General features: G+C 64.1%; 21 protein-coding genes. 12 read left to right on the top strand and 9 right to left on the bottom strand.

The genetic code is table 11. The features are described 5' to 3' along the window. The first annotated feature begins 1 nt into the window (after position 1). From NYR97_RS21200 to NYR97_RS21185, 4 genes are all read left to right on the top strand, one after another. Positions 2-1492 carry an efflux transporter outer membrane subunit gene (locus NYR97_RS21200; RefSeq protein ID WP_316695620.1) on the top strand — a complete coding sequence of 497 codons (1491 nt, stop codon included), beginning with the start codon at positions 2-4 and terminating at the stop codon, positions 1490-1492. Between the two features lie 109 nt (positions 1493-1601). Then, positions 1602-2720, top strand: a complete 1119-nt coding sequence (locus NYR97_RS21195) for an ABC transporter ATP-binding protein (protein ID WP_316695618.1) — start codon at positions 1602-1604, stop codon at positions 2718-2720. Continuing rightward, the gene (locus tag NYR97_RS21190; protein ID WP_316698421.1) at positions 2720-3631 is read left to right on the top strand and encodes an ABC transporter permease subunit; all 912 of its coding nucleotides are present in this window, start codon (positions 2720-2722) and stop codon (positions 3629-3631) included. Before NYR97_RS21195 ends, NYR97_RS21190 begins: the two co-directional genes overlap by 1 nt. Further along, the gene (locus NYR97_RS21185; protein WP_316695617.1) at positions 3628-4476 is read left to right on the top strand and encodes an ABC transporter permease subunit; all 849 of its coding nucleotides are present in this window, start codon (positions 3628-3630) and stop codon (positions 4474-4476) included. The genes NYR97_RS21190 and NYR97_RS21185 overlap by 4 nt, the downstream gene beginning before the upstream one ends. Positions 4477-4612: 136 nt before the next feature. Here NYR97_RS21185 and NYR97_RS21180 read toward each other — a convergent pair whose 3' ends face one another. Continuing rightward, a complete protein-coding gene (locus tag NYR97_RS21180) occupies positions 4613-5032 on the bottom strand; it encodes a hypothetical protein (protein WP_316695616.1) in 420 nt (139 codons plus the stop codon). Between the two features lie 251 nt (positions 5033-5283). Between NYR97_RS21180 and NYR97_RS21175 the strand changes: the two genes are divergently transcribed. Then, the gene (locus tag NYR97_RS21175) at positions 5284-6675 is read left to right on the top strand and encodes an NAD-dependent succinate-semialdehyde dehydrogenase (RefSeq protein ID WP_316695614.1); all 1392 of its coding nucleotides are present in this window, start codon (positions 5284-5286) and stop codon (positions 6673-6675) included. A gap of 718 nt (positions 6676-7393) precedes the next feature. Here the strand turns inward: NYR97_RS21175 and NYR97_RS21170 are convergent. From NYR97_RS21170 to NYR97_RS21135, 8 genes are all read right to left on the bottom strand, one after another. Continuing rightward, positions 7394-8395, bottom strand: a complete 1002-nt coding sequence (locus NYR97_RS21170) for a magnesium and cobalt transport protein CorA (RefSeq protein WP_006449555.1) — start codon at positions 8393-8395, stop codon at positions 7394-7396. Positions 8396-8409: 14 nt separating this feature from the next. After that, a complete protein-coding gene (locus NYR97_RS21165) occupies positions 8410-9591 on the bottom strand; it encodes a lipoprotein N-acyltransferase Lnb domain-containing protein (RefSeq protein ID WP_425613014.1) in 1182 nt (393 codons plus the stop codon). A gap of 74 nt (positions 9592-9665) precedes the next feature. Then, positions 9666-10544, bottom strand: a complete 879-nt coding sequence (locus tag NYR97_RS21160; protein ID WP_205394820.1) for a CorC family transporter — start codon at positions 10542-10544, stop codon at positions 9666-9668. 96 nt (positions 10545-10640) lie between these two features. Continuing rightward, complete coding sequence (locus NYR97_RS21155; RefSeq protein WP_316695610.1) at positions 10641-11159, bottom strand: hypothetical protein; 519 nt, start codon at positions 11157-11159, stop codon at positions 10641-10643. Next, positions 11159-11644 carry an rRNA maturation RNase YbeY gene (gene ybeY, locus NYR97_RS21150; RefSeq protein WP_023904257.1) on the bottom strand — a complete coding sequence of 162 codons (486 nt, stop codon included), beginning with the start codon at positions 11642-11644 and terminating at the stop codon, positions 11159-11161. The genes NYR97_RS21155 and ybeY overlap by 1 nt, the downstream gene beginning before the upstream one ends. A gap of 224 nt (positions 11645-11868) precedes the next feature. Next, positions 11869-12861 (bottom strand): PhoH family protein, encoded by a 993-nt coding sequence (locus tag NYR97_RS21145; protein ID WP_316695608.1) that lies wholly within the window; start codon positions 12859-12861, stop codon positions 11869-11871. A 531-nt stretch (positions 12862-13392) separates the two neighbouring features. Beyond that, positions 13393-14862: a tRNA (N6-isopentenyl adenosine(37)-C2)-methylthiotransferase MiaB gene (gene miaB / locus NYR97_RS21140; protein ID WP_316695607.1), complete on the bottom strand. Its 1470-nt coding sequence runs from the start codon at positions 14860-14862 to the stop codon at positions 13393-13395. Positions 14863-14931: 69 nt separating this feature from the next. Next, entirely contained in the window at positions 14932-15546 is a 615-nt protein-coding gene (locus NYR97_RS21135) for a glutathione S-transferase family protein (protein ID WP_316695605.1), read from the bottom strand. Between the two features lie 119 nt (positions 15547-15665). On the opposite strand from NYR97_RS21135, the gene NYR97_RS21130 reads away from it, so the two are divergent. From NYR97_RS21130 to NYR97_RS21100, 7 genes are all read left to right on the top strand, one after another. Continuing rightward, positions 15666-16631, top strand: coding sequence for a helix-turn-helix transcriptional regulator (locus NYR97_RS21130; RefSeq protein ID WP_316698417.1), 966 nt, complete (start codon positions 15666-15668; stop codon positions 16629-16631). Positions 16632-16680: 49 nt separating this feature from the next. Beyond that, complete coding sequence (locus tag NYR97_RS21125; protein ID WP_316695603.1) at positions 16681-17673, top strand: lytic transglycosylase domain-containing protein; 993 nt, start codon at positions 16681-16683, stop codon at positions 17671-17673. Positions 17674-17850: 177 nt separating this feature from the next. After that, positions 17851-18495, top strand: a complete 645-nt coding sequence (gene petA / locus NYR97_RS21120) for a ubiquinol-cytochrome c reductase iron-sulfur subunit (RefSeq protein WP_205394500.1) — start codon at positions 17851-17853, stop codon at positions 18493-18495. Continuing rightward, positions 18495-19754: a cytochrome b gene (locus NYR97_RS21115; protein WP_205394501.1), complete on the top strand. Its 1260-nt coding sequence runs from the start codon at positions 18495-18497 to the stop codon at positions 19752-19754. Before petA ends, NYR97_RS21115 begins: the two co-directional genes overlap by 1 nt. After that, the gene (locus tag NYR97_RS21110) at positions 19747-20505 is read left to right on the top strand and encodes a cytochrome c1 (protein WP_316695602.1); all 759 of its coding nucleotides are present in this window, start codon (positions 19747-19749) and stop codon (positions 20503-20505) included. Before NYR97_RS21115 ends, NYR97_RS21110 begins: the two co-directional genes overlap by 8 nt. A gap of 820 nt (positions 20506-21325) precedes the next feature. After that, a complete protein-coding gene (locus NYR97_RS21105) occupies positions 21326-21961 on the top strand; it encodes a glutathione S-transferase N-terminal domain-containing protein (protein ID WP_006453247.1) in 636 nt (211 codons plus the stop codon). A gap of 78 nt (positions 21962-22039) precedes the next feature. Then, positions 22040-22483, top strand: coding sequence for a ClpXP protease specificity-enhancing factor (locus tag NYR97_RS21100; RefSeq protein ID WP_205394503.1), 444 nt, complete (start codon positions 22040-22042; stop codon positions 22481-22483). Positions 22484-22512 lie beyond the last annotated feature (29 nt).

The raw sequence follows: 22512 nt of genomic DNA, 5'->3' as shown, positions 1-22512 counted from the left end.
CATGCGCCTGATCCGCATGCCGCTGGCAGCCGCGCTGAGCGCGGTGCTGCTCGGCGGCTGCATGCTCGGCCCCAACTACACCAAGGCGCCGGTCGTGGCCGATGCGGCCATGCAGGCGCCGGCATTGCATCGCGCCAGTGGCGCCGAGGTGGTCGCCGCTGCGCCGTTGAATCACTGGTGGGAGGAGCTGCACGATCCGATGCTCACCCAACTGGTCACCCAGGCGCTGGCCGACAGCCCCAATCTGCGGGCCGCCCAGGCGCGGTTGTTGGCTAACCGCGCACTGGCACGCCAGCGCCGCGCCGAGCGTCTGCCCAAGCTCAATGCCAGCGCCTTGTACGCGTACGCCGAGCCGCCGCAGACCATCGTCGATACGCTCGGCGAGTTGCAGAATGGCCAGAACAGCCAGCCGCCGGCCGCGGGCAACGAGGAGGCGAGTCTGGACAAGACCCAGATCTACAGCGTCGGCTTCGATGCGAGCTGGGAGCTGGATCTGTTCGGCCGCCGCCGCCGCGCCGCCGAAGGTGCGCTGGCACAGGCGCAGGCCTCCGAAGCCGAGCTGGCCGATGCGCAGGTGCAGCTGGCTGCCGAAGTCGGGCAGGTCTATCTCAACTACCGCGGGCTGCAGGCGCGTCTGGCCATTGCCGACGCCAACCTCGACAAGATCGGGCAGACGTTGCGGCTGACCCAGCAGCGCCGCGAGCAAGGTGCTGCTTCGGACCTGCAGGTCGAGCAGATCGCCACGCAGGTGCAGCAGCAACAGGCGCAACGCCTGCCGCTGGAGATGCAATCGCAGGAGGCATTGGACCAGCTGGCGTTGATGGTCGGGCGCGAGCCCGGTGCGCTGGACACGCAACTGAGCACAGCGCAGCCGTTGCCGATGTTGCCCACCCAGGTGCGTGTGGACGATGCCGGTGCGTTGATCCGTCGCCGCCCCGACGTGCGCAAGGCCGAGCGCGAGCTGGCCGCCTCCAGCGCGCAGATCGGCGAGGCATTGAACGGCTATTTCCCGCAGGTGACCTTGCTGGGCGGGCTGAGCTGGGTGGCCGGTTCGCCCGGAGATTTCAACTCCGATGCGTTGACCACGTTGGCGGTGCCGATGTTGCGCTGGTCGATCTTCGATTTCGGCAAGACCCGTGCGCAGGTGGAGCAGGCGCGTGCCGGCAATGCCGGCCGCGAGGCCGCGTACGAGGGTGCCGTGCTGGGTGCGTTGCAGGATGCCAATTCCGCGTTGGCACGCTTCGGCTCGGCGCGCAAGCAACTGGTGGTGGCGCGGCAGGCCGAAGCCTCGGCCACGCGCTCGGCCGGGCTGATGCAGCAGCGGCGCGATGCCGGCGCCACCTCGTCGATCGACCTGCTCGACGTGCAACGCCAGCAACTATCCGCGCAGGACGCCGCCGCGCAGGCGCAGGTGCAGTTGCTGGTGAACTACGTGGCCTTGCAGAAAAGCCTGGGCCTGGGCTGGAGCGAACCGGCGCAGGAGGCGCGCTGAGCGATTCCTGATGCGGCGGGCGCAAGCGCTGCAGCCGCAGTCGGGTTTTGCCATGATGCGGTGAGTGGTCGCCAGTGCGGTCCTCGCGCCTTCGCAATCGAGAGGTTTCATGGCAGTTCCCGAGCAACTCTCTACCAGCGACACCGCCTATCTGAGCATCAGCGAGGTCCGCAAGGAGTTCGACGGCTTCGTCGCGGTCGACGATGTCAGCCTGCAGATCCGCAAGGGCGAGATCTTTGCGCTGCTGGGCGGCTCGGGCAGCGGCAAGTCCACGTTGCTGCGCTGCCTGGCCGGCTTCGAACGGCCGACCAAGGGGCGCATCGTGCTCGATGGCCAACCCATCGACGCGCTGCCGCCGTACGAGCGCCCGATCAACATGATGTTCCAGTCGTATGCGCTGTTTCCGCACATGAGCGTGGAGCAGAACATCGCATTCGGATTGAAGCAGGAAGCCTTGTCCAGATCCGCCATCGCTGCGCGTGTCGGCGAGATGCTGGAGCTGGTGCAGCTCGGCAGCTTGGCCAGGCGCAAGCCGCATCAATTATCCGGCGGGCAGCAGCAACGCGTGGCGTTGGCGCGCTCCCTGGCCAAGCGCCCCAAGCTGCTGTTGCTGGACGAACCGATGGGCGCGCTGGACAAGAAACTGCGCTCGCAGATGCAGCTGGAACTGGTCAACATCATCGAGACCTCCGGCGTCACCTGCGTCATGGTCACCCACGATCAGGAAGAGGCCATGACCATGGCCACCCGCATCGCGCTGATGGACAAGGGCTGGATCCAGCAGGTCGGCACCCCCGACGAGATCTACGAACAACCGGCCAACCGCTTCGCTGCCGAATTCATCGGCTCGGTCAATCTGATCGACGCGGTCATCGTCGAACACGAGCCGGATTACGTCGGTTTGAAAACGGCCGCGTTCGATGCCTGCATCCGCATCGGGCATGGCATCACCGGGTTCGCAGGGCAGGCGGTCGCGTTTGCGCTGCGTCCCGAAAAACTCGCCATCGGCAAGGACGAGCCGGCGCAGGCCTGCAACAAGGCGCACGGGGTGATCGAAGACATCGCCTATTTCGGCAGCCATTCGGTGTATCACGTGCGCCTGCCGAGCGGCTTCAAGTTGATGGCCCATTTCGCCAACCGCCAGCGTTGGGCCAGCGAAGCACTGACCTGGGGCGACGCGGTGTGGGTGGGCTGGGGCGAGGACGATGGCGTGGTGCTCACCGCATGATGCGCCCGCTACTGCGTCGCGTACTGCCGGGTGCACGCTGGGGCGTGATCGCCGCACCGTATCTGTGGCTGCTGCTGTTCTTTGCGATTCCGTTCCTGATCGTGCTGAAGATCTCCTTTGCCGAGCACGCCATCGCAATGCCGCCGTACACGCCATTGTTCGCCGTGGCTGCCGATGGCGCGGTGAGCATCAAGCTGCATCTGGGCAACTATCTGGTCTTGCTGCGCGACAGCCAATACGTGGCGGCGTATGCGAGTTCGATCAAGATCGCGGCGATCTCCACTGCGCTTGCGCTGGTGATCGGCTACCCGATGGCCTACGTGATCGCACGTCTGCCATTGGCCACGCGCAACGTGGCGATGATGCTGGTGGTGCTGCCATCGTGGACCTCGTTCCTGATCCGCGTATACGCCTGGATCGGCATCCTCGACGGCAACGGATTGCTCAATCAGGCGCTGCTGGCACTGGGCGTGATCCGGCAGCCGTTGCACCTGCTGTACACCCCGATGGCCGCCTACATCGGCATCGTCTACTGCTATCTGCCCTTCATGGTGTTGCCGCTGTACGCCAACCTGGTCAAGCACGATCAACGCTTGCTGGAAGCGGCCTACGATCTGGGCGCGCGGCCGTGGCAGGCGTTTGGGCGCATCACCTTGCCGCTCTCGCGCAACGGCATCGTGGCCGGCTGCATGCTGGTGATGATTCCGGCAGTGGGCGAATTCGTCATTCCGGAAATGCTGGGCGGGCCCAACACCTTGATGATCGGCCGCGTGCTGTGGGGCGAGTTCTTCAACAATCGCGACTGGCCGGTGGCCGCTGCGGTGGCCACGGTGATGTTGTTGCTGCTGCTGGTGCCGATCGTGATCTTCCACCGTTATCAACAGCGCGAGCTGGAAGGGCGGCTGACATGATGCGCGCCTCTCGCAGCGGACGCGTGCTTGGCGGCAGCGTGCTCGCGCTGGGTTTCGGCTTTCTGTACCTGCCGATCCTGTTGCTGATGGTGTACTCGTTCAACGCCTCGCGCCTGGCCACCGTGTGGGGCGGTTTTTCCACGCGCTGGTATGGCGAATTGCTGCGCGACCGGCAGTTGCTGGACGCGGCCTGGGTCAGCCTGGAAGTGGCATTCTGGACGGCGTGTGCATCGACAGTGCTGGGCACCATGGCGGCCATGGCGATGGTGCGCATGCGGCGCTTTCCCGGCAAAACTTTGTTCGGTGCCTTGATCACCGCGCCCTTGGTGATGCCGGAAGTGATCATCGGCCTGTCGATCCTGCTGTTGCTGGTGTCGATGGGCGGGGTACTCGGTATCGCACCGCGCGGCGCGGTCGCCATCTGGGTGGCGCATGTCACCTTCACCGTCTCGTTCGTCACGGTGGTGATTTCCTCGCGGCTGCAGGAGCTGGACCGTTCGCTGGAAGAAGCCGCGATGGATCTAGGGGCCACGCCGCTGAAAGTGTTCTTCCTGATCACCTTGCCGATCATCGTGCCCGCATTGGCCTCGGGCTGGCTGCTCGCCTTCACGCTATCGCTGGACGATGTGGTGATCGCCAGTTTTCTGGCCGGCCCCAATTCCACCACGCTGCCGATCAAGGTATTCGCTTCGGTGCGGCTGGGCATCAGCCCCAAGATCAATGCGCTCGCGACGGTGATGGTGCTGGCGGTCTCGGTCGCCGCGGTGATCGGGTGGTGGCTGTTGGCACGCAGCGAAAAACGTCGCCAACGCGATGCACAGTTGGCTTTGCAATCGGCTCTCTGAGCGCGCCGGTAGTGGAGCGGTGGCAGGCAGCGCTAAATCGACGTGGACTGCACCGCTCGTTACCGAGGTGCACGCAGGGTACATGTGGGTGACGGGCGCCTGCCTTGCTGATGCGCTGTTGCTTCGTTGGCCGCGCTTACTTGGCTGGAGGCGTATAGCCGCTATCCCATGGCTGTGGTTTGGTCAAAAAGCATTGATACTCGGCGCTGATCTCGTAACCCTGCTGCTCGGTTCTGGGCTGTTCGGCGGGCCGATCATCGCGGTTGCTTTTGCCGTCGCGTTTGTCGTCTTTGCGTTTCTGTTTGCTCGGATAGATCGTGACCATATTCGGCGAGGAACTGGCGGTGACGAACTGGCGGATGGCAGTGTCCGAGCAGGCCCGCAGTGCCTCCTCCTCGCATGGCTGGGCAGGGTTGGGCAGGTTGTTGGTGCAAGTCACGGTCACGAATCCGTTCGCGCTGGGGCGTGGCCCGCGCATTACGTCCTGGATGAACGCGCAACCGGGCAAGGATGCGCTTAGGACGATCGCCAACGCAGTGCAAAAGAACAAGCGCATCGAGGTTCTTCCGTGAGTGATGATGCTGATCAGAGGTGGAATGCTAGAGCATTTTGGCCTGTCATGACGCTGCCCAAAGAAAGCTGGGCTGCTGGCGACAGTCTGTTTCGTGCATGCGCTTTCGGGCGGTCATGTGGGTCGTCGCAAGCGCCATGTGATCGTGCTGCGGCATTCCGTCGCGGTGCCGGCAAACACAGCGTTGCACCGATTTCAGATGGTTGTGACGCGGCTGCAACTTCCCGGCGACTAGCATGGCCGCCTTGCTACAGGAGACCGTCATGTCCTACGACACCGTCAACCCGGCCAATGGCCAGGTCGAGCACACCCAGCAAACCCTGGATGCCGCCGCCATCGAGGCGCGTCTGGCCGCTGCCGCCAAGGCGTTCCCAACGTGGGCGGCGTTACCGCTGGCCGAGCGTGGCGCCGTGTTGCGCCGCGTCGGTGAAGAGCTGAGCAAACGGCGCGACGAACTTCAGCGCATCATGACTGCCGAGATGGGCAAATTGCGCCATGAAGCGCTGGTCGAGGTCGACAAGTGCGCGCAAGGTTGCGCGTACTACGCAGATCACGCAGCCGAGTATCTGGCACCGCGCGACATCCCGACCGAAGCGCAATCCAGCTACGTACGTTACGAGCCGTTGGGCTGCGTCTTTGCGGTGATGCCATGGAATTTCCCGTTATGGCAGGCCTTTCGCTTTCTCGCACCGGGCCTGATGGCCGGCAACGTCGCGTTGCTCAAGCACGCCAGCAATGTGCCGCGTTGCGCCGATGCGATGAAAGAAGTGCTCGATGCTGCAGGTATTCCGCCGGGCGTGTTCGACGTGCTGCATATCGACAACGACCAGGCGGCTGACGTGTTGCGCGATGATCGCATCGCCGCAGTGACGCTCACCGGCAGCGAGCGTGCGGGTCGGTCGCTGGCCGCAAACGCGGGCGACCAGTTGAAGAAGTGCGTGATGGAACTCGGCGGCAGCGATGCTTTCGTGGTGCTGGAAGACGCCGATCTGAAGCACACCGTCACGTCTGCCGTGCAGTCGCGCTTCGACAACAGCGGGCAGACCTGCATTGCCGCCAAGCGCTTCATTGTGGTGGACGCGATCGCCGATCAGTTCATCGAACGCTTTGTCGCTGCCGCGTCCAAGCGCGTGCTCGGCGACCCGCAGCAGGAAACCACCACGCTCGCGCCGATGGCACGCGCCGACCTGCGCGACGAGTTGCACAAGCAGGTGCAGGCCAGCGTGGAGAAGGGCGCAAAGGTGCTGCTCGGTGGTGAACCGGTGACTGGCTCGCATGCCGGCTATCCCGCCACCATTCTCGACCGTGTTGCCCCGGGCATGCCGGCTTACGAGGAAGAGTTATTCGGCCCGGTCGCCTCGGTGATCCGCGTGGCCGACGAAGCAGAAGCGGTGCGTGTGGCAAACGACACCACCTTCGGACTGGGCGGCAGCGTGTGGACGGCAGATGCCAAACGCGGCGAGCGCGTAGCGCAGCAGTTGCAATGCGGTGCGGCGTTCGTCAATTCGGTGGTCAAGAGCGATGTGCGTTTGCCATTCGGTGGGATCAAGCGCTCGGGTTTCGGGCGCGAGCTGGCCGAGCATGGCATTCATGAGTTCATGAATATCAAGACGATCTATGTGGCTTGATTGCTGGGATTGGTGAGTCGGGATTGGGGATTCGCACAATCCCGGATCGCATAATCAGGATTTGTACAAGCGAAGCACTTCCCTTCTCCCGTCGGGAGAAGGCGCCCGAAGGGCGGATGAGGGTACGGGTTACACGCCGTAGTTGATGGTTGCTCAAACAAGCAAACGCGGAAGCAGGGGCTTGAGACAAAGCCAAGGCCAAAGCCAAAGCTTCCGCGCCTTGCGGCGCGGGTTACTTTTGTTTCGGCAAAAGTAACCAACACCATGTCGCCCGACGCGATCCGGTGCGATGGAGCCGCACCGGTGCCCTGCGCTCCTCGCCACGCGCGGCACGGCGCCCAAACTCGCTACGCTCAGACAGGGCGCCTCTTCGGCCACGCGTGGCTGCGGTGCCCGGCTCGCTCTAGGGCGAAGGGAAGCCAACAGCCAACAGCCAACAGCCAACAGCCAACAGCCAACAGCCAACAGCCAACAGCCAACAGCCAACAGTTGGAAGCGAAAGAGCAAATACTTAGACGCTAGACGCTAGACGCTAGACGCTAGACGCTATGGCGCAAGGCATGAAACACCAGCTAAAAACCAGCGGTCAACGATGCGGCTCTAACCAATCCCGAATCCCGAATCCCAACTCCCCAATCCCCAATCCCCAATCCCCAATCCCCAATCCCCAATCCCCAATCCCCAATCCCCAATCCCCAATCCTGGCCGCAAAGCGGCCTCACAACCACCGCGCGCGCTTGAACAGGCGATACAGCACCAGGCACGAGCCAACCACACCGGCCACCAGCAATGGATACGCGTAGCGTTTGTCCAACTCGGGCATGTGAGTGAAATTCATGCCGTACCAACTGGTGATCAGCGTCGGGGCGGCCAACAGTGCGGCCCATGCGCCTAAGCGTTTGACGGTCTCGCCCTGCGCGAGCGTCACCATCGAGAGGTTCACACTCAGCGCAGTGCCCAGCATTTCGCGCAGGGTGTCGATGGCGTCGTTGATGCGCACGGCGTGATCGAGCACATCGCGCAGGTAGATGCCGACTTCTTCGTGGATCAGTGAGCCCGGGTTGCGCTTCAGGTGCGAGAGCACGTCCTGCAGCGGCGCCACCACCAGCCGCATCTTGTTGAGTTCGCGCTTGAGCTCGTACAGGCGCACCACGGTCTCGCGCTTGTAGTTGTCGGCGAAGATGTCTTTTTCCAGGCCTTCCAGCGTGTCGCGGAACTCATCCATGATCGGCAGATAGTTGTCGACCACGAAGTCGAGCACGCCGTAAAGACAGAACGAGGCGCCCATGCGCAGCATCGCCGGTTCGCGTTCGACCCGGTGCCGCACCGGCGTATACGACAGCGAGGCACCATGCCGAACGGTCAACAGGAAGCGTGTGCCGAGAAACGCGTGCGTTTCGCCATAGCGGATGCGCTCGTTGACCAGCTGGGCAGTATTGACCACCACGAACAGCGAATTGCCGTAGCTCTCGGCCTTGGGCCGTTGGTGCGCCTTGAGCGCATCTTCGATGGCCAGATCATGCAGGCCGAACTCGTCCTGCAACTTGTGCAGCACCGATTCCTGCGGCTCGTACAGACCGACCCAGACGAAGCCATCCGGGCGCTGCAGCACGTCGCTGATCTGCTCCAGGCTGATGTCGTGGCGTTCGGCATCGCCGTCGTAATAGGCGCAGGTGATGACGCAGGACGGGTTGTCCGGATGGCGGCCGTGATGGTTCATGGGCGCATCCTGGATCAGCGCGTACGGATGGACAAGTCACGCCGCCGCAAGGCGATCGCGAGCGCAGCGTGGATCGGCAACAGCAGCAGTACCCATTGCAGGTTGTCCTGCGCCTGGAACGAGAGCCAATGAATCAGCAGGGCCACCAATGCGGCGGCGGCAACCATCCAGCGCAGCACGTCGAACCAGCGTCCGGGCCGGCGCCCGCGCAGCACTGCGATGCCGCCGATCAGCAGCAGCGCGCACAGCGGGTTGACCAGCAGCAGGTTGCGGTTGGCCCAGGCCGATTGATGCGCGGTGAAGCCCCACAGATACACCAGCAGCCCGCCGCCGATCGCGCACAGCAGCCAGTACGGCAGCGCAAGCGCGGCCAACAGCCGCTGCCTGCGACCGAGTGCCAGTACGCCGGCAGCGACGATCAGACCCGTCAGCAGCCACGGCCACCAGTGCCGTCGCTGTTCGTCCGGCTCCGGTGCGATGCGATGCGGCAGCAGGACCTGAGTGGATTGCACCAACGGCCGCCCCGCGCTGTTGTGCACCTGGGTCAGGCTGTCGGCCAGGCGCATCGGCACGAAGGCTTCTTCCCAGCGCGACAACGGGCGATCTGCGTACGGCCCCAGGCCCAGGTCGAAGCCCAGCCACATCCACGGGGCAGGGGAGGCCAGGCGCACCGCTTCGCTGCGGAAGGTGTTGCCGCGCGAACGACCGGCCAGCTGCGATTTCAGCGCGCCGCCCATTGCACGGTCCAGCGTGTCGCGAACCATCGTGGCGCAGTTGGCCACGAAGTAATCGTAGTGATAGCGCGCGTTTTCAGGCTGGCTGCGTACGGCCAGTCCGTCGGCCAGTGCGCGCGCCTGCTCGGGCGGTAGATCCAGCCACTGGATGCTGACCCCGCGGCCGACGTTACGGTACTGCGACAGGTCTTCCTCCAGCGGCAATGCCACCAGGTAATACATCATCTCGCCGCGGGTAAAACGCGGCACGAAGTCCGGCTCGCTCGGGTCGAAGAAGCCGAAGTTGTACGAGGTGGCCTGCTGGGTGACCGGATCGACCACCACGATGGCATCGTGACCGAAGCGCTCAAAGAACACTTCGCCGGGCTGCATGGTGACCACGCCAACGCGCGGTGCCGGTCCGCTCGTTTCCAGGGGCGTCTGAGCGACTGCCACCGGGGCAATCAACAACGTCAACAACATCAGGACCCAGCACGCAGCCCAGCGCCGAACGCTGCAGCGCCTGAACGCTGCAGCGGGAATGCAGTGCGACGGATTCAAGCGTCGTCCTGCGGGTCGGGCGGCAATATGGTGACGTGGAAGGCGTGCACGCGCCGCGCATCGGCCTTGGCCACGCGGAACGCAAAGCGCCCCAGGGTCAGCTCTTCGCCGGTTTCCGGCAGATGGCCGATCGCATCGGTGACCAGGCCACCGACGGTGTCGTATTCGTCATCGGGGAAGTCGGCGCCAAAGCGCTCGTTGAAGTCCTCGATCGGCGTCAGCGCATCGACCACATAGCGGCCGTCGGCCTGGATCGCGATCAGCGAATTCTCGTCTTCGGCATCGTCGTGCTCGTCGTCGATCTGGCCGACGATCTGCTCCAGCACGTCTTCGATGGTGACCAGCCCGGCGACGCCGCCGTACTCGTCCACCACGATCGCCATGTGGTTGCGCGACAGGCGGAATTCCTTGAGCAGCACGTTGAGCTTCTTCGACTCGGGGATCAGCACCGCCGGGCGCAGCAGTTCGCGCACGTTGCCGGGGCCGTTGTCGGCGACCACGCCGCGCAACAGGTCCTTGGCCAGCAGGATGCCGAGCACTTCGTCCTTGTTCTCGCCGTGCACCGGGAAGCGCGAATGGCCGGATTCGACCACCTGCTGCATCAGGTCCAGAAAGCGCGCCTCGACGGGGAGCGAGACCATTTGCGAGCGCGAAATCATCACGTCACCCACGGTGAGCTCGGACACGGAGATCGCGCCTTCCATCATGCGTAAGGTGTCTGCGGCGATGAGACCGTCTTGCTCGGCGGTCCGCAGCAGCGCGACCAGTTCGTCGCGGGTGTGGGGTTCGCCAGAGAAGGCAGCGCTCAGGCGCTCGAGCCAGCTACGGCGTTTTTCGGGTGTTTCTTGGGATTGGCTACTGTCGTCTTCGGACATCGTGACGGGGGACGGCACCCGGCAAACCAGGCGATAGCGGGCAGTCTAACAGGAAGCCGCTAAGGCGCTGTGGACAGGGCGCAGGGGCGCCGGCTGTCAGGGCAGATCCAGGCTGTAACCGCAGCCGACCACGGTCTTGCCGGGGTGCGATTTCACGTTGGAGACGCTGAGCACCACCGATTCGATCATCGCCTCGCCGGTCTTGGGATTGGTGGTGTCTTCGCTGACCAGCTCGCGGCCGTACATGATCTTGTCGGCGTTATCCACGCCCAGTTCCAGGTTCAACTGTTTGGCCAGCGGGCGCGGGTCGGGCAGGTCCAGCAACGCCATGATGCTGGCGCCGGAAAACGCGATGTGGGTGGTGCTGTGACCGAACACGGTAATCGGCGTGTTGAGCGTGTATTCGGTCATGAACAGGTTGGCCTGCTCGAGCGGCGTCCAGCCCAGCGCCACCGCCTTGAGCGGGTCGGCCAGTACCGGCGCCAACGCGTTGAAGTCGCCGATACGTTGGCGGCATTCGATCAGGGCCGGCAGATCGGGCCGCATCGGCGCGGACTGGGCCCAGGCGGTGGAGGAGGTCAGCAACAGCAAAACAGCTGCGAAGCCGGCACGCATCAAAGTTCCCCCGCGTACGGGTCGTCGATGCCGAGATCGGCCAGGATCTCGCGTTCGAGTTGTTCCATCGCATCGGCCTCCTTGTCGTCTTCGTGGTCCCAGCCGAGCAGATGCAAGGTGCCATGCACGGTCAGATGCGCGTAATGCGAGGCCAGCGATTTACCTTGTTCGGCCGCCTCGCGCGCCACCACCGGCGCGCAGATCACAAGATCGCCCAGCAGCGGCATCTTGACGCCCTTGGGCAGGCCCTCGGGCAACTCGGCCGGGAAGCTCAGCACATTGGTGGCGTAATCCTTGCCACGGTAATGATGGTTGAGCGAGCAGCCTTCCTTCTCATCGACAATGCGCACCGCCAGATCGGCCTCGCGGATGCGTCCCTTCAGCGCGGCAGCCACCCACTTGCGAAAACTCACCGCCGAGGGCAACCCTGCGCGCGGCAGCGCGTAACTGACAGCGACGTCGAGACGGACAGGTCCACGGGTCATGGCGAGAGTTTCCTGGGCAAGAGGGATTCAGTGGGAGCAGGTGATCGGCGACTTCATTGCGGGCCCACCGGCAACGCCGTCACTCGCACGAGCGAGCGGGCCAGGGCTGCAGCCACGATTGTAATCCCGGACATTCACGGTTGAAACGACGCCGGATTGTCGCGGTCTGCGGCTACCGCAAACGACCTGCCTGCCTGCCGGCACAGGGCCGGCACGGTGCAGCATCACTCCGTCTGGGTCTGGCCTTTGGCAGCGTCCTGCTGATCGCGGCGTTCATAAGCAGTGACAATGCGCTGCACCAGCGGGTGGCGCACCACATCGCGTGCTTCGAAAAAGGTGAAGCTGGCGCCGTCCACATCGCGCAACACTTCCACCGCATCGCGCAGGCCGGATTTGACGTGCTTGGGCAGGTCGATCTGGGTCAGGTCGCCGGTGATCACCGCGGTGGAGCCGAAGCCCAGGCGGGTCAGGAACATCTTCATCTGCTCGATGGTGGTGTTCTGCGCTTCGTCGAGAATCACGTAGGCATCGTTGAGCGTGCGGCCGCGCATATAGGCCAGCGGCGCGATCTCGATGACGTTGCGCTCCAGCAGCTTGACCACTTTTTCCACGCCCAGCATTTCATACAGCGCGTCGTACAGCGGGCGCAGGTACGGGTCCACCTTCTGGCTCAGATCGCCGGGCAGAAAGCCCAGCTTTTCGCCGGCTTCCACTGCCGGGCGCACCAGAATCAGTCGCTGCACGCGCGATTCGTTCAAGGCTTCCACAGCGCAGGCGACCGCCAGGAAGGTCTTGCCGGTACCGGCCGGGCCGATGCCGAAGTTGATGTCGTGGGTGGCGATTGCATGCAGGTACTTGGCCTGGTTGGCGCCACGTCCACGTACGGTGCCGCGCTTGACCTTGATCGCCACGTCCTGGGCTTCATAGGAACGCTCGACCACGTGTTCGACATTGGCATCGTTCAGGCGCAAATGGATCGCGTGGTTGTCGAAAACGGTGGAGGCGGCCTCGTCGTACAGCGCGATCAACAGCGTCTGCGCGGCAGTGATGGCCGGCTCCGGGCCGGTGACACGGAAGATGTTGCCGCGGTTGGCGATCTCCACGCCGAGCTTGAGTTCGATCTGGCGCAAGTGCGCGTCGAACGGGCCGGCCAGATTGGCCAGGCGCTCGGTGTCGTCGGGTTCCAGGGTGAAGTCGCGGTGTGCAGATGAGTTCATGGTCGGCTCGGACAGCGCATGCATGCGGCGTCGGTAGGGCGGGACGAAAAGGGTAGCGCGCAGCGTGTGATCCCACCAACACGCCCGGCGGCACGGCGGCGTGACCATGCGCGTGCCCGCCTGCGCGTTCGAGTTCTCCACAAGCGCTGTGGAGCCACGCATCCACAACCTGTGGATAGAATTGGTGACGCTTACTGGCGTAAGGCCTGGCAGGGTGGTGGTGAAAAAATCGCCAGTGCGCGCGCGCTTGTCCACAACCGATGTGGATCGAATTCGGTAAAGCCTGTGGGTAAGTGTCACGCGGCCTTGTGTAGCAAGGCGTTGTGGATGGGTGGCGAATTTTTCGCCACCAGTGCGCGCAGCGAGCGACGCGACCGATCATGTCGATGCTTGTCGTTGTCTGCGACTGCAAAGAGACAGCTCAGGTGAGCCGCATGAGCGTGGCTGGCGCAGGTTGCATGGATCGCCGGCAGCGCATGCTGCAAACAATGACTTCAACATGGCGCCGAGCAATCCGGCGCCTGCGCTGCATCAGCGTGCGTTTTCATCCAGGTGGATACGACCACGCAGCGAATTGCTCATCGCCTCGGTGATCAGCACATCGACGAATTGCCCGATCAGGCGCGCATTGCCGGGGAAATTCACCGGGCGCATGTTCTCGCTCTTGCCGGTCAATTCGTTGGGATCGCGCCGCGAGGGGCCTTCCACCAACACCCGCTGCACGCTGCCCACCATGGATTGCGAAATACTCGTGGCATGCGCATTGATCTGCGCCTGCAAGCGTGCCAGGCGCGCCTGTTTGACGGCGTCGGGCGTGTCGTCCTGCAGATCCGAGGCCGGCGTGCCAGGACGACGCGAATAGATGAAGGAAAAGCTCTGATCGAAGCCCACGTCCTCGATCAGCTTCATGGTCTTTTCGAAGTCCGCTTCGGTTTCGCCGGGGAAGCCGACGATGAAATCCGAGCTGATCGAAATGTCCGGGCGCACCGCGCGCAACTTGCGGATCTTGGATTTGAATTCCAGCGCGGTGTAGCCGCGCTTCATCGCCGACAGAATCCGGTCGCTGCCGGCCTGCACCGGCAGGTGCAGATAATTGGCCAGCTGCGGCACGTCGCGATACGCATCCACCAGAGAGTCGGAAAACTCCAGCGGATGCGAGGTGGTGAAACGAATGCGGCCGATGCCGTCGATCTGCGCGATGGTACGAATCAGCAAGCCCAGATCCGCGTACTGCGCGGCGTCTCCCGCGTCGGCGCCATATGCACCGCGATACGCGTTGACGTTCTGGCCGAGCAGGTTGATCTCGCGCACGCCTTGCGCGGCCAGTTGCGCCACTTCCACCAGCACGTCTTCGAACGGCCGGCTCACTTCTTCGCCGCGGGTATAGGGCACCACGCAGAACGAGCAGTACTTGGAGCAGCCTTCCATGATCGACACGAATGCCGACGGGCCATCGGCACGCGGCTCGGGAAGGCGATCGAACTTTTCGATTTCCGGGAAGCTGATGTCCACCTGCGACTTGCCCGATTCGCGCCGCGCGCGGATCAGTTCGGGCAGGCGATGCAGCGTCTGCGGGCCGAACACCAGGTCCACATAAGGCGCGCGCTTGACGATCGCTTCGCCTTCCTGCGAGGCCACGCAGCCGCCGACGCCGATGATCACCGGGGTGCCGCCGGCCTTGTGCCTGCTCTCCTTGAGCAGGCGCCAGCGGCCCAACTGGCTGAACACCTTTTCCTGGGCCTTCTCGCGGATGGAGCAGGTGTTGACCAGCACCACGTCGGCGTCCTCGGGGTTGTCGGTCAGCTCCAGGCCCTCGGAGGCGGCGAGTACGTCGGCCATCTTGGCCGAGTCGTACTCGTTCATCTGGCACCCGTGGGTCTTGATGTACAGCTTGCCGCGCACCACGGCAGGCGCTGCCGGGCGTGCCACGGGCAGCGGCAACAGGGCGGGGGCGTCCACGGCGGTGGCCGCGGACAGGTCGGAAACGGATGTCCCGGGCATGGCGCTTATTCCAGGCGGGTAGAAGATAGCCGCGTAGTTTACCCGCTTGCGCCGGCTGCGTCCGGATGCTCAGGGCCTGGCGTTGATCGCCTCGGCGCGGCCGAATGCCGGCCGGTCGGCCATGCGTGCAATGTAGGCGCGGGTGGTGGCAGGCGGGTCGACCAGGCCGAAGTCGACCATCCAGCCGAGTGCGCCGCCCCACAGTACATCGGCTGCGCTGCAACGATCGCCCAACAGATAGTCGCCCTTCGCCAGCTGCGCATCGACCACCTGCAGCACCGTGTCGCAGTCGGCGTACGGCGAGATCGCGCGCGGCGGGGCGTCGCGCTTCATCGCGCGGTCGATGATGGCCGGCTCGAACGCCGAACCGTAGAAGGCCAGCCAGCGAAGATAGGCGCCGCGATCGGCATCGCCCGGTGCCGGCGACAGGCCGGCTTCCGGATACAACTCGGCCAGGTACTGATAGATCGCGCCCTGTTCGGTGACCACGCTGTCGCGATGCCGGATCGCCGGAATCTTGCCCATTGGATTGATCGCCAGGTACTCGGGCGCAAGCTGCTCGCCTTTTTCCAGATCGACAATATGCAGGCTATAGCTGGCACCGAGCTCTTCCAGCAGCACCAGCACGCCGCGCGAACGCGAGTGGGGATTGTGGAACAGGGTGACATGGCGGTCGTCGGGCATTGCGGATTCCTTGTTCGATGGGTGGAACGTCCAAGCCGCAAGCGTTGATGCAGCAAACGGCAATGACGCAAGCCTACGTAGCTATTGCGGACAGTTTCTGTCCGCAATACGGTGGCGCGATGGCCTCGACCGCTGCCCGCCTGTTGCGTCTGCTTTCTCTGCTGCAAGGCGGCCGGAGCTGGTCCGGCGTGGCCCTGGCTGAGCGCCTGGAGATTCATCCGCGCAGCGTGCGGCGCGATGTCGAAGGCCTGCGCGAGCTCGGCTACCCGGTGCATGCCGCGCCCGGAGCCGGTGGTGGCTACCGGCTGGGGCAGGGCGCGGTCGCATTGCCGTTGTTGTTCGAAGAAGACGAAGCGCTGACGGTGGCGATCGCCTTGCGCGCGGCCGCCCCGACAATCCGCGACATGGACGCGGCAGCGGCGCGGGTGTTGGCCAAGCTCGATCCGCTGTTACCGCGACGTAGCGGCCAGCGCGCCAGCGCCGCGCATGCGGCCATGGCCAGTCTGCCGATCATGGACGCCAGCGCGTTGGTGGACGCGGCACTGTTGGCGCAATTGGCCAGCGCCTGCCGCGACCGCATTACCTTGCGGGTGGATTATCGCCGCCACTCTGGCGCGCCGATCACCCGCTGCGTCGAGCCGGCGTTGCTGGTGAATTACGGGCGGCGCTGGTACTTGCTGGTCTGGGACTGCGAGCGCCAGGACTGGCGCACCCTGCGTGCCGACCGTATCGATCAGGCCGTCGCGACCGGCGCGCAGTTCGCCGCCCGTGCGCTGCCGGAAGAGCCGCTGCAGTTGTTGCGCAAGGCGATCGGCGAGTCGCCATTCCCATGCCGGGCGCGGGTACGCCTGCAAGGCACGCTGGACGCACTCGCCGCCTGCATTCCGCCCTGGCTGGGTGCGCTGGAAGCCGACGGCCCGGATCACTGCTGGCTCGGTCTGGGCGCGCCGAGCATGCCGGCCCTGGCGGCCAATCTGCTGCTGCTCGAACTGCCGTTCGAGGCGATCTCTCCTGCCGATATGCGTAAACCCCTGACCCAGGCCCTGAACGCGTTGCGAGCGCAACTGGACCGGCTGCCCCGGTAACGCCGGCCGACACTTGGCAAGCCCAGGGCAAGCTGGGACACTCCGCCACATGAAGGGGATGTCAAGAGTGCTGGGGCTGCTACTTGTCACGTTGTCGGCGGCGCCGGCCAGCGCCGGCACCTTGTACAAGTGCGTCAGCGGCGACGGCATCACCAGTTATGTGAGCAAGCGCCAGAGCGGCGCCGCCTGCAGTGTCATCAGCAGCTACACCCCGGATCGCTCTACCCGCCGCACACTGCCGTCTCCGGTGCGTGCGACGCCAGGCGCGATTGCCGCCCCTGCGCGTAGCATCGCCAGTATCGACAGCGGCGCGCCGGCCACGATCATCAGCCAGCCGGTCAGCCAAGCGCCGCGTCGCGCTGCCGAGGTCGCTTCAGCGGTGGTGCCGCGCGCGCCGCCGGTGTCGGAGACGTCCATCGTGCACGCGCCTGCCGCCGCAACGGCGGTCAATCCGCGTCGGGTGGTCAGCGGGCAGGTCTATTCCTATATGAAGGACGGCGTGCGCCACTACACCAGCGCACGCCCGCGCCAGGTCGCCAGCATCGAAGGCCTGCGCACCATCCACTACAGCTTTATCGAGACCTGCTACGCCTGCGGCGCCAAGCCCGGCGTCAACTTCGGTGCGATCCGGCTCAACACCAATGCCTACCAGCAGGAAATCACTGCGGCGGCACGCGAGTTCGGGGTCGAAGAAGCGATCGTGCGCGCCATCATCCATGCCGAGTCGGCTTACAACCCGCTGGCGCTCAGCCGTGCCGGCGCGCAAGGGTTGATGCAGCTGATGCCCGGAACCGCGCGCCGCTTCGGCGTCAGCGACGCCTATGATGCATCGCAAAATATTCGCGGCGGCGTGCAGTACCTGTCCTGGTTGTTGAAACGCTTCAACGGCGATCTCACGCTTGCCGCTGCCGGCTACAACGCGGGCGAGGGCGCGGTGGATCGCTACGGCGGCGTGCCGCCGTACAGCGAGACCCAGCGCTATGTGCAACGCGTCGGCCTGCTGGCCGGTCGCTATCGCGGGCAGAGCACGGCAGCCAACTGAGCTGCGTGCGTTATCGACACGCACCTGCATGCAGCGTTTGCACAGCGCAGCTCCGACTGCGTACATTGCATTGTCTGTGCATTAAGCGTTCCGCTACACTGCGGTCGATTCATCGCGGCTGGACCCCCCGCCAGCCGTTGGCAGCCTCACGCTACCTAATCAAGATCGGAGAGCCGGATGGCCAACGATGGGGTTAACGCACCTGCTGATCTCGGGCGTCGTCGGTTTTTGACCGCGACAACCGCCGTGGTCGGTGCGGTCGGAGCAGGATTTGTTGCAGTTCCGTTCGTGAAGTCGTGGAATCCCAGTGCACGCGCCAAGTTGGCCGGCGCACCGGTGACCGCCGACATCAGCGCCTTGCAGGAAGGGCAACGGCTGGTTCTGGAGTGGCGCGGTCAGCCGATCTGGATCGTCAAGCGCTCCAAGGCGATGCTCGACGCACTGCCCTCGCTGGACGACCGGCTCAAGGACCCCAAGTCCGAGAACAAGGACCAGCAGCCGGAGTACGTGCTGAAGAACCCCGAGTACCGCTCGATCAAGTCCGATATCTCGGTCCTGGTCGGCCTGTGCACGCACCTGGGGTGTTCGCCGGAGATGGTTGCCGAGATCCGGCCCGAGCCCTACGACCCGCAATGGAAGGGCGGCTACTTCTGCCCCTGCCATAAATCGCGCTTCGACATGTCCGGCCGCGTCTTCGACGGTGTGCCGGCACCGATCAACCTGCTGGTGCCCCCACACCACTACGTGGACGACAACACGCTGGTCATCGGCGTCGATCCGGATGGCGCCGGTACGTCGGCCAACAGCACGGGGGCTGCCTGATGAGCAATATTCTTGTCCGTACCGCGAACGGCGTGTTCGAGTGGGTCAACGAGCGCGCGCCCGGCCTGATGCCGGTCTATCGCAAGCATGTCAGCGAGTACTACGCGCCGAAGAACTTCAACATCTGGTACTACTTCGGCTCGCTGGCGATGGTGGTGCTGGTCAACCAGATCGTCACCGGCATCTTCCTGACGATGCACTACAAGACCAGCGCTGCCGATGCGTTCGCCTCGATCGAATACATCATGCGCGACGTGGAGTGGGGCTGGCTGATCCGCTACATGCACAGCACCGGCGCCTCGCTGTTCTTCATCGTGGTGTATCTGCACATGTTCCGCGGGCTGATGTACGGTAGCTACCAGAAGCCGCGCGAGCTGGTGTGGATCCTCGGCATGCTGATCTATCTGGTGCTGATGGCCGAAGCCTTCATGGGCTACGTGCTGCCGTGGGGGCAGATGTCGTTCTGGGGCGCGAAGGTGATCATCTCCTTGTTCGGCGCCATTCCGGTGATCGGCAATGGCTTGACCGAATGGATCATGGGCGACTATCTGCCCGGCGATGCCACGCTCAACCGCTTCTTCGCGTTGCACGTGATCGCCTTGCCGTTGGTGCTGTTGCTGCTGATCGTGTTGCACCTGGGCGCGCTGCATGAAGTGGGCTCCAACAATCCCGACGGCGTCGACATCAAGAAAGGTCCCAAGGGCAATCGCTGGGATGCGCACAAGCCCGCAGACGGCATTCCGTTCCATCCGTACTACACGGTCAAGGATCTGGTCGGTGTCGGTTTCCTGTTGCTGATCGCGGCGTTCATCATCTTCTTCGCGCCGGCCTTCGGCGGCCTGTTTCTCGAGCACGACAACTTCACCGAGGCCAACCGGCTGGTGACCCCGGAGCACATCAAACCGGTGTGGTACTACACGCCGTACTACGCGATGTTGCGGGTGGTGCCCAACAAGCTCGGCGGCGTGCTGGTGATGTTCTCGGCGATCGCGATCCTGTTTCTGGTGCCATGGCTGGATCGCGCCAAGGTGCGTTCGATCCGCTACCGCGGCTGGATCTCCAAGCTCGCATTGGGCGTGCTGGTGGTGTGCTTCGTGTGGCTGGGCGTGATCGGCTCCGGGCCGGGTACCGACGCACACGAGACCTATGTCGGGCGGGTGCTGACCTTCCTGTACTTCGCCTTCTTCATCACCATGCCGGTGTGGACGCGGATAGACAAGACCAAACCGGTACCGGAGCGGGTGACCACGCATGACTAAGCACATCGTGAAGTCATGGAAGTCACGCTTGGTTGCGTTGCTGTGCGCTCTGGTCGTTGCCGGCAGCGCGATGGCGGCCGAAGGCGGCGCAGTACAGCAGGCCGGAAACGATCTGAGCGATCGTGCCTCGCTGCAGCGTGGCGCGCAGTTGTTCATGAACTACTGTTCCGGCTGCCACTCGCTGAAATACCTGCGCTACTCGCGCATGGCCAGCGATCTGGGTTTGAGCGAAGCAGAGGTCATGACCAACCTCAACTTCACCGGCGCCAAGATCGGCGAGCACATCGAAGGCACCATGCCGCACGATGCAGCGACCAAATGGTTCGGCAAGGCGCCGCCGGACCTGACCCTGATCGCCCGCGTGCGCGGCACTGACTGGGTCTATACCTACCTCAAGTCGTTCTATCTGGATCAGACCCGTCCGTTGGGCTGGAACAACCAGTTGTTCCCGAACGCGTCCATGCCCAATCCCTTGTGGGAACTGCAAGGCCTGCAACAAGCGCAGTACGGGCCGCCCGACAAGGCCACCGGCGACAAGCCGGTGCAGGCGCTCAAGCTCGGTCAAGCTGGACGCCAGACGCCGGTCGAGTTCGATCAGACCGTGCGCGATATCTCCAACTTTCTCGAATACGCAGGCGAGCCGGCGGCGCTGAAGCGGCAGAGCATGGGCGTGTGGGTGATCCTGTTCCTGGCCCTGCTGACCTTCATTGCCTATCTGCTCAAGAAGGAATATTGGAAGGACGTGCATTGATTAGGCTGTAAATCCGGCGGCGGCCGCGCACTGCCGCAGCCGCCCGAAAGCAGTTAACACAACCTGGTAATCGCCTAGCGGATTTGGACGCTGTGGAGGAACCGGAGTGTCCGAGTGGTACATGCGATTCCGAACACGGGCTGCGCCTGTTTGGGTGTCGCGCAGTCATTTTTGTTAGCCGCTCTTGGCACTATCTCGATAGTCCAGGTCGTGTTGGTCGGTTGGTCGGAGGGCGTGATGTCCTCACCGCTCGCGGGACACGCCGTGAATCCGTCCGTGGAGGCTCGGTGGCGGCATCCATGCCGCCACACGGTCCCGCAATTGGCGAGGACACCGCACCAGAGAGTGAGTCGGTGCTTTGTTGAAAACATACACACCGACCATCTCGACTGGTCCTTGCCGGCCCACCGTCGCGGGACCTTACGCGGCATGGATGCCGCGTAAGAGCCTACACGGACGTACTTGCGGCGTGTCCCGCGATGGTGGGCCGGCAAGGGCCCTGCAGCAAACCCGCAATCAGCCGCAAACCAACGTGCCGATGATGCTACAAGGGCTTACTTGCGACGTGTCCCGCGATGGTGGGCGGGCAAGGGTCCTGCAGCAAACCAGCAGATCAGCCGCAAACCCACCTGTCGATGACGCGTAATCGCCTGGCAAGCCCGTCATTCAACAAGACAACATGGCCTGTTCGTGTTTTGAGGCCTTATCACCCTTGGCTTTTGCGTGACGTGATTGCACACTCGAAGGACCGTGGTGACGGTCGGCGTTGGGCCGGCTGCGCCGATGCGGCCGGCGGATTCCGGTCGTCGGAGAGCCTTGAATGGCGACGAGTGTGCGTATGCGAAATACCTTGACTTTGTTTTCGTCCAACGACGACGTGTTGTGCCACCGGGTCCGCTTGGTCCTGGCGGCGAAAGGGGTGACCTACGACCTGGTGCCGGTCGACCCACAAAATCCTCCCGAAGATCTGATCGATCTCAATCCCTACCATTCCGTTCCCACCCTGGTCGAACGCGACCTGGTGCTGTACGCCGCATCGGTGGTCAGCGAGTACCTGGACGAGCGCTATCCGCATCCGCCGCTGATGCCGGTCGACCCGCTGTCGCGCGCGCGCCTGCGTCTGGCGATGCTGCGGATCGAGCACGACTGGGTGCCGCAGGTGCAGGCCATCCAGCTCGGCAACAAGACCCAGGCCGAAGCCGGCCGCAAGCGCCTGAAGGAACTGCTCACCGCATCGGTGCCGTTGTTCAAGGCCAGCAAATTCTTCCTCAATCCGGAAATGAGTCTGGCCGATTGCGCCATGGCGCCGATCATCTGGCGACTGGACGCATTGGAGATCGGGCTGCCCAAGGATGGCAAGGCGATCGAGGACTACGGCAACCGGATCTTCCGCAATCCCGGCTTCATCCGCAGCCTGACCGATCAGGAACGCAAACTGCGCGACATGCCGGGCTGATGCGAGGGCTGTATGCCAACAGACCGAGGTCCGATCGTCGCGCCGCCGCTGCGGGCCGTGTGCGGGTAAAATGACGCCATGAGCGAAGATTTCCCCCGCATGACCAGCCATCGCCCGTACCTGTTGCGGGCCTTGGTCGAATGGATCAACGACAACGGCATGACGCCGCACGTTCTTGTGGACGCAGGATTGCCTGGCGTGCAGGTGCCTGCCAGTGCCGTCAAGGACGGCCGCGTCGTATTGAACATCGCCGAGCGCGCCGTGGTCGGGCTGCAGGTCGACAACGAAAGCGTGCGCTTCACTGCGCGCTTCGGCGGCGTCAGCTATCCGGTGATGGTGCCGATGGCCGCCGTGCTGGCGGTGTACGCACGCGAGACCGGGCAGGGAATGGCCTTGCCGGACGACATCCCGGGTACCAGCACCGAGCCACCGGATCCCGGCGCACCGCCGCCACCGAGTGCGCCTGCGCCGGATGAGCCGCCGAGTGCAGGCAAGCGCCCGCATTTGCGTGTGGTCAAGTAGGCGTTGCCGACATGCACGACGAAGGCGTT

Source organism: Xanthomonas hydrangeae (assembly GCF_032697525.1).
Classification (GTDB): Bacteria; Pseudomonadota; Gammaproteobacteria; order Xanthomonadales; family Xanthomonadaceae; genus Xanthomonas; species Xanthomonas hydrangeae.
The sequence above is the reverse complement of the archived record's forward strand: the minus strand, read 5'-3'. Positions and strand labels throughout refer to the sequence as shown.

Excerpts from the sequence above, each read along its gene's own strand:
- NYR97_RS21200 (WP_316695620.1), top strand. The coding sequence starts at position 2 with ATGCGCCTGATCCGCATGCCGCTGGCAGCCGCGCTGAGCGCGGTGCTG.
- NYR97_RS21195 (WP_316695618.1), top strand. The coding sequence starts at position 1,602 with ATGGCAGTTCCCGAGCAACTCTCTACCAGCGACACCGCCTATCTGAGC.
- NYR97_RS21190 (WP_316698421.1), top strand. The coding sequence starts at position 2,720 with ATGCGCCCGCTACTGCGTCGCGTACTGCCGGGTGCACGCTGGGGCGTG.
- NYR97_RS21185 (WP_316695617.1), top strand. The coding sequence starts at position 3,628 with ATGATGCGCGCCTCTCGCAGCGGACGCGTGCTTGGCGGCAGCGTGCTC.
- NYR97_RS21180 (WP_316695616.1), bottom strand. The coding sequence starts at position 5,032 with ATGCGCTTGTTCTTTTGCACTGCGTTGGCGATCGTCCTAAGCGCATCC.
- NYR97_RS21175 (WP_316695614.1), top strand. The coding sequence starts at position 5,284 with ATGGCCGCCTTGCTACAGGAGACCGTCATGTCCTACGACACCGTCAAC.
- NYR97_RS21170 (WP_006449555.1), bottom strand. The coding sequence starts at position 8,395 with ATGAACCATCACGGCCGCCATCCGGACAACCCGTCCTGCGTCATCACC.
- NYR97_RS21165 (WP_425613014.1), bottom strand. The coding sequence starts at position 9,591 with ATGTTGTTGACGTTGTTGATTGCCCCGGTGGCAGTCGCTCAGACGCCC.
- NYR97_RS21160 (WP_205394820.1), bottom strand. The coding sequence starts at position 10,544 with ATGTCCGAAGACGACAGTAGCCAATCCCAAGAAACACCCGAAAAACGC.
- NYR97_RS21155 (WP_316695610.1), bottom strand. The coding sequence starts at position 11,159 with ATGCGTGCCGGCTTCGCAGCTGTTTTGCTGTTGCTGACCTCCTCCACC.
- ybeY (WP_023904257.1), bottom strand. The coding sequence starts at position 11,644 with ATGACCCGTGGACCTGTCCGTCTCGACGTCGCTGTCAGTTACGCGCTG.
- NYR97_RS21145 (WP_316695608.1), bottom strand. The coding sequence starts at position 12,861 with ATGAACTCATCTGCACACCGCGACTTCACCCTGGAACCCGACGACACC.
- miaB (WP_316695607.1), bottom strand. The coding sequence starts at position 14,862 with ATGCCCGGGACATCCGTTTCCGACCTGTCCGCGGCCACCGCCGTGGAC.
- NYR97_RS21135 (WP_316695605.1), bottom strand. The coding sequence starts at position 15,546 with ATGCCCGACGACCGCCATGTCACCCTGTTCCACAATCCCCACTCGCGT.
- NYR97_RS21130 (WP_316698417.1), top strand. The coding sequence starts at position 15,666 with ATGGCCTCGACCGCTGCCCGCCTGTTGCGTCTGCTTTCTCTGCTGCAA.
- NYR97_RS21125 (WP_316695603.1), top strand. The coding sequence starts at position 16,681 with ATGAAGGGGATGTCAAGAGTGCTGGGGCTGCTACTTGTCACGTTGTCG.
- petA (WP_205394500.1), top strand. The coding sequence starts at position 17,851 with ATGGCCAACGATGGGGTTAACGCACCTGCTGATCTCGGGCGTCGTCGG.
- NYR97_RS21115 (WP_205394501.1), top strand. The coding sequence starts at position 18,495 with ATGAGCAATATTCTTGTCCGTACCGCGAACGGCGTGTTCGAGTGGGTC.
- NYR97_RS21110 (WP_316695602.1), top strand. The coding sequence starts at position 19,747 with ATGACTAAGCACATCGTGAAGTCATGGAAGTCACGCTTGGTTGCGTTG.
- NYR97_RS21105 (WP_006453247.1), top strand. The coding sequence starts at position 21,326 with ATGGCGACGAGTGTGCGTATGCGAAATACCTTGACTTTGTTTTCGTCC.
- NYR97_RS21100 (WP_205394503.1), top strand. The coding sequence starts at position 22,040 with ATGAGCGAAGATTTCCCCCGCATGACCAGCCATCGCCCGTACCTGTTG.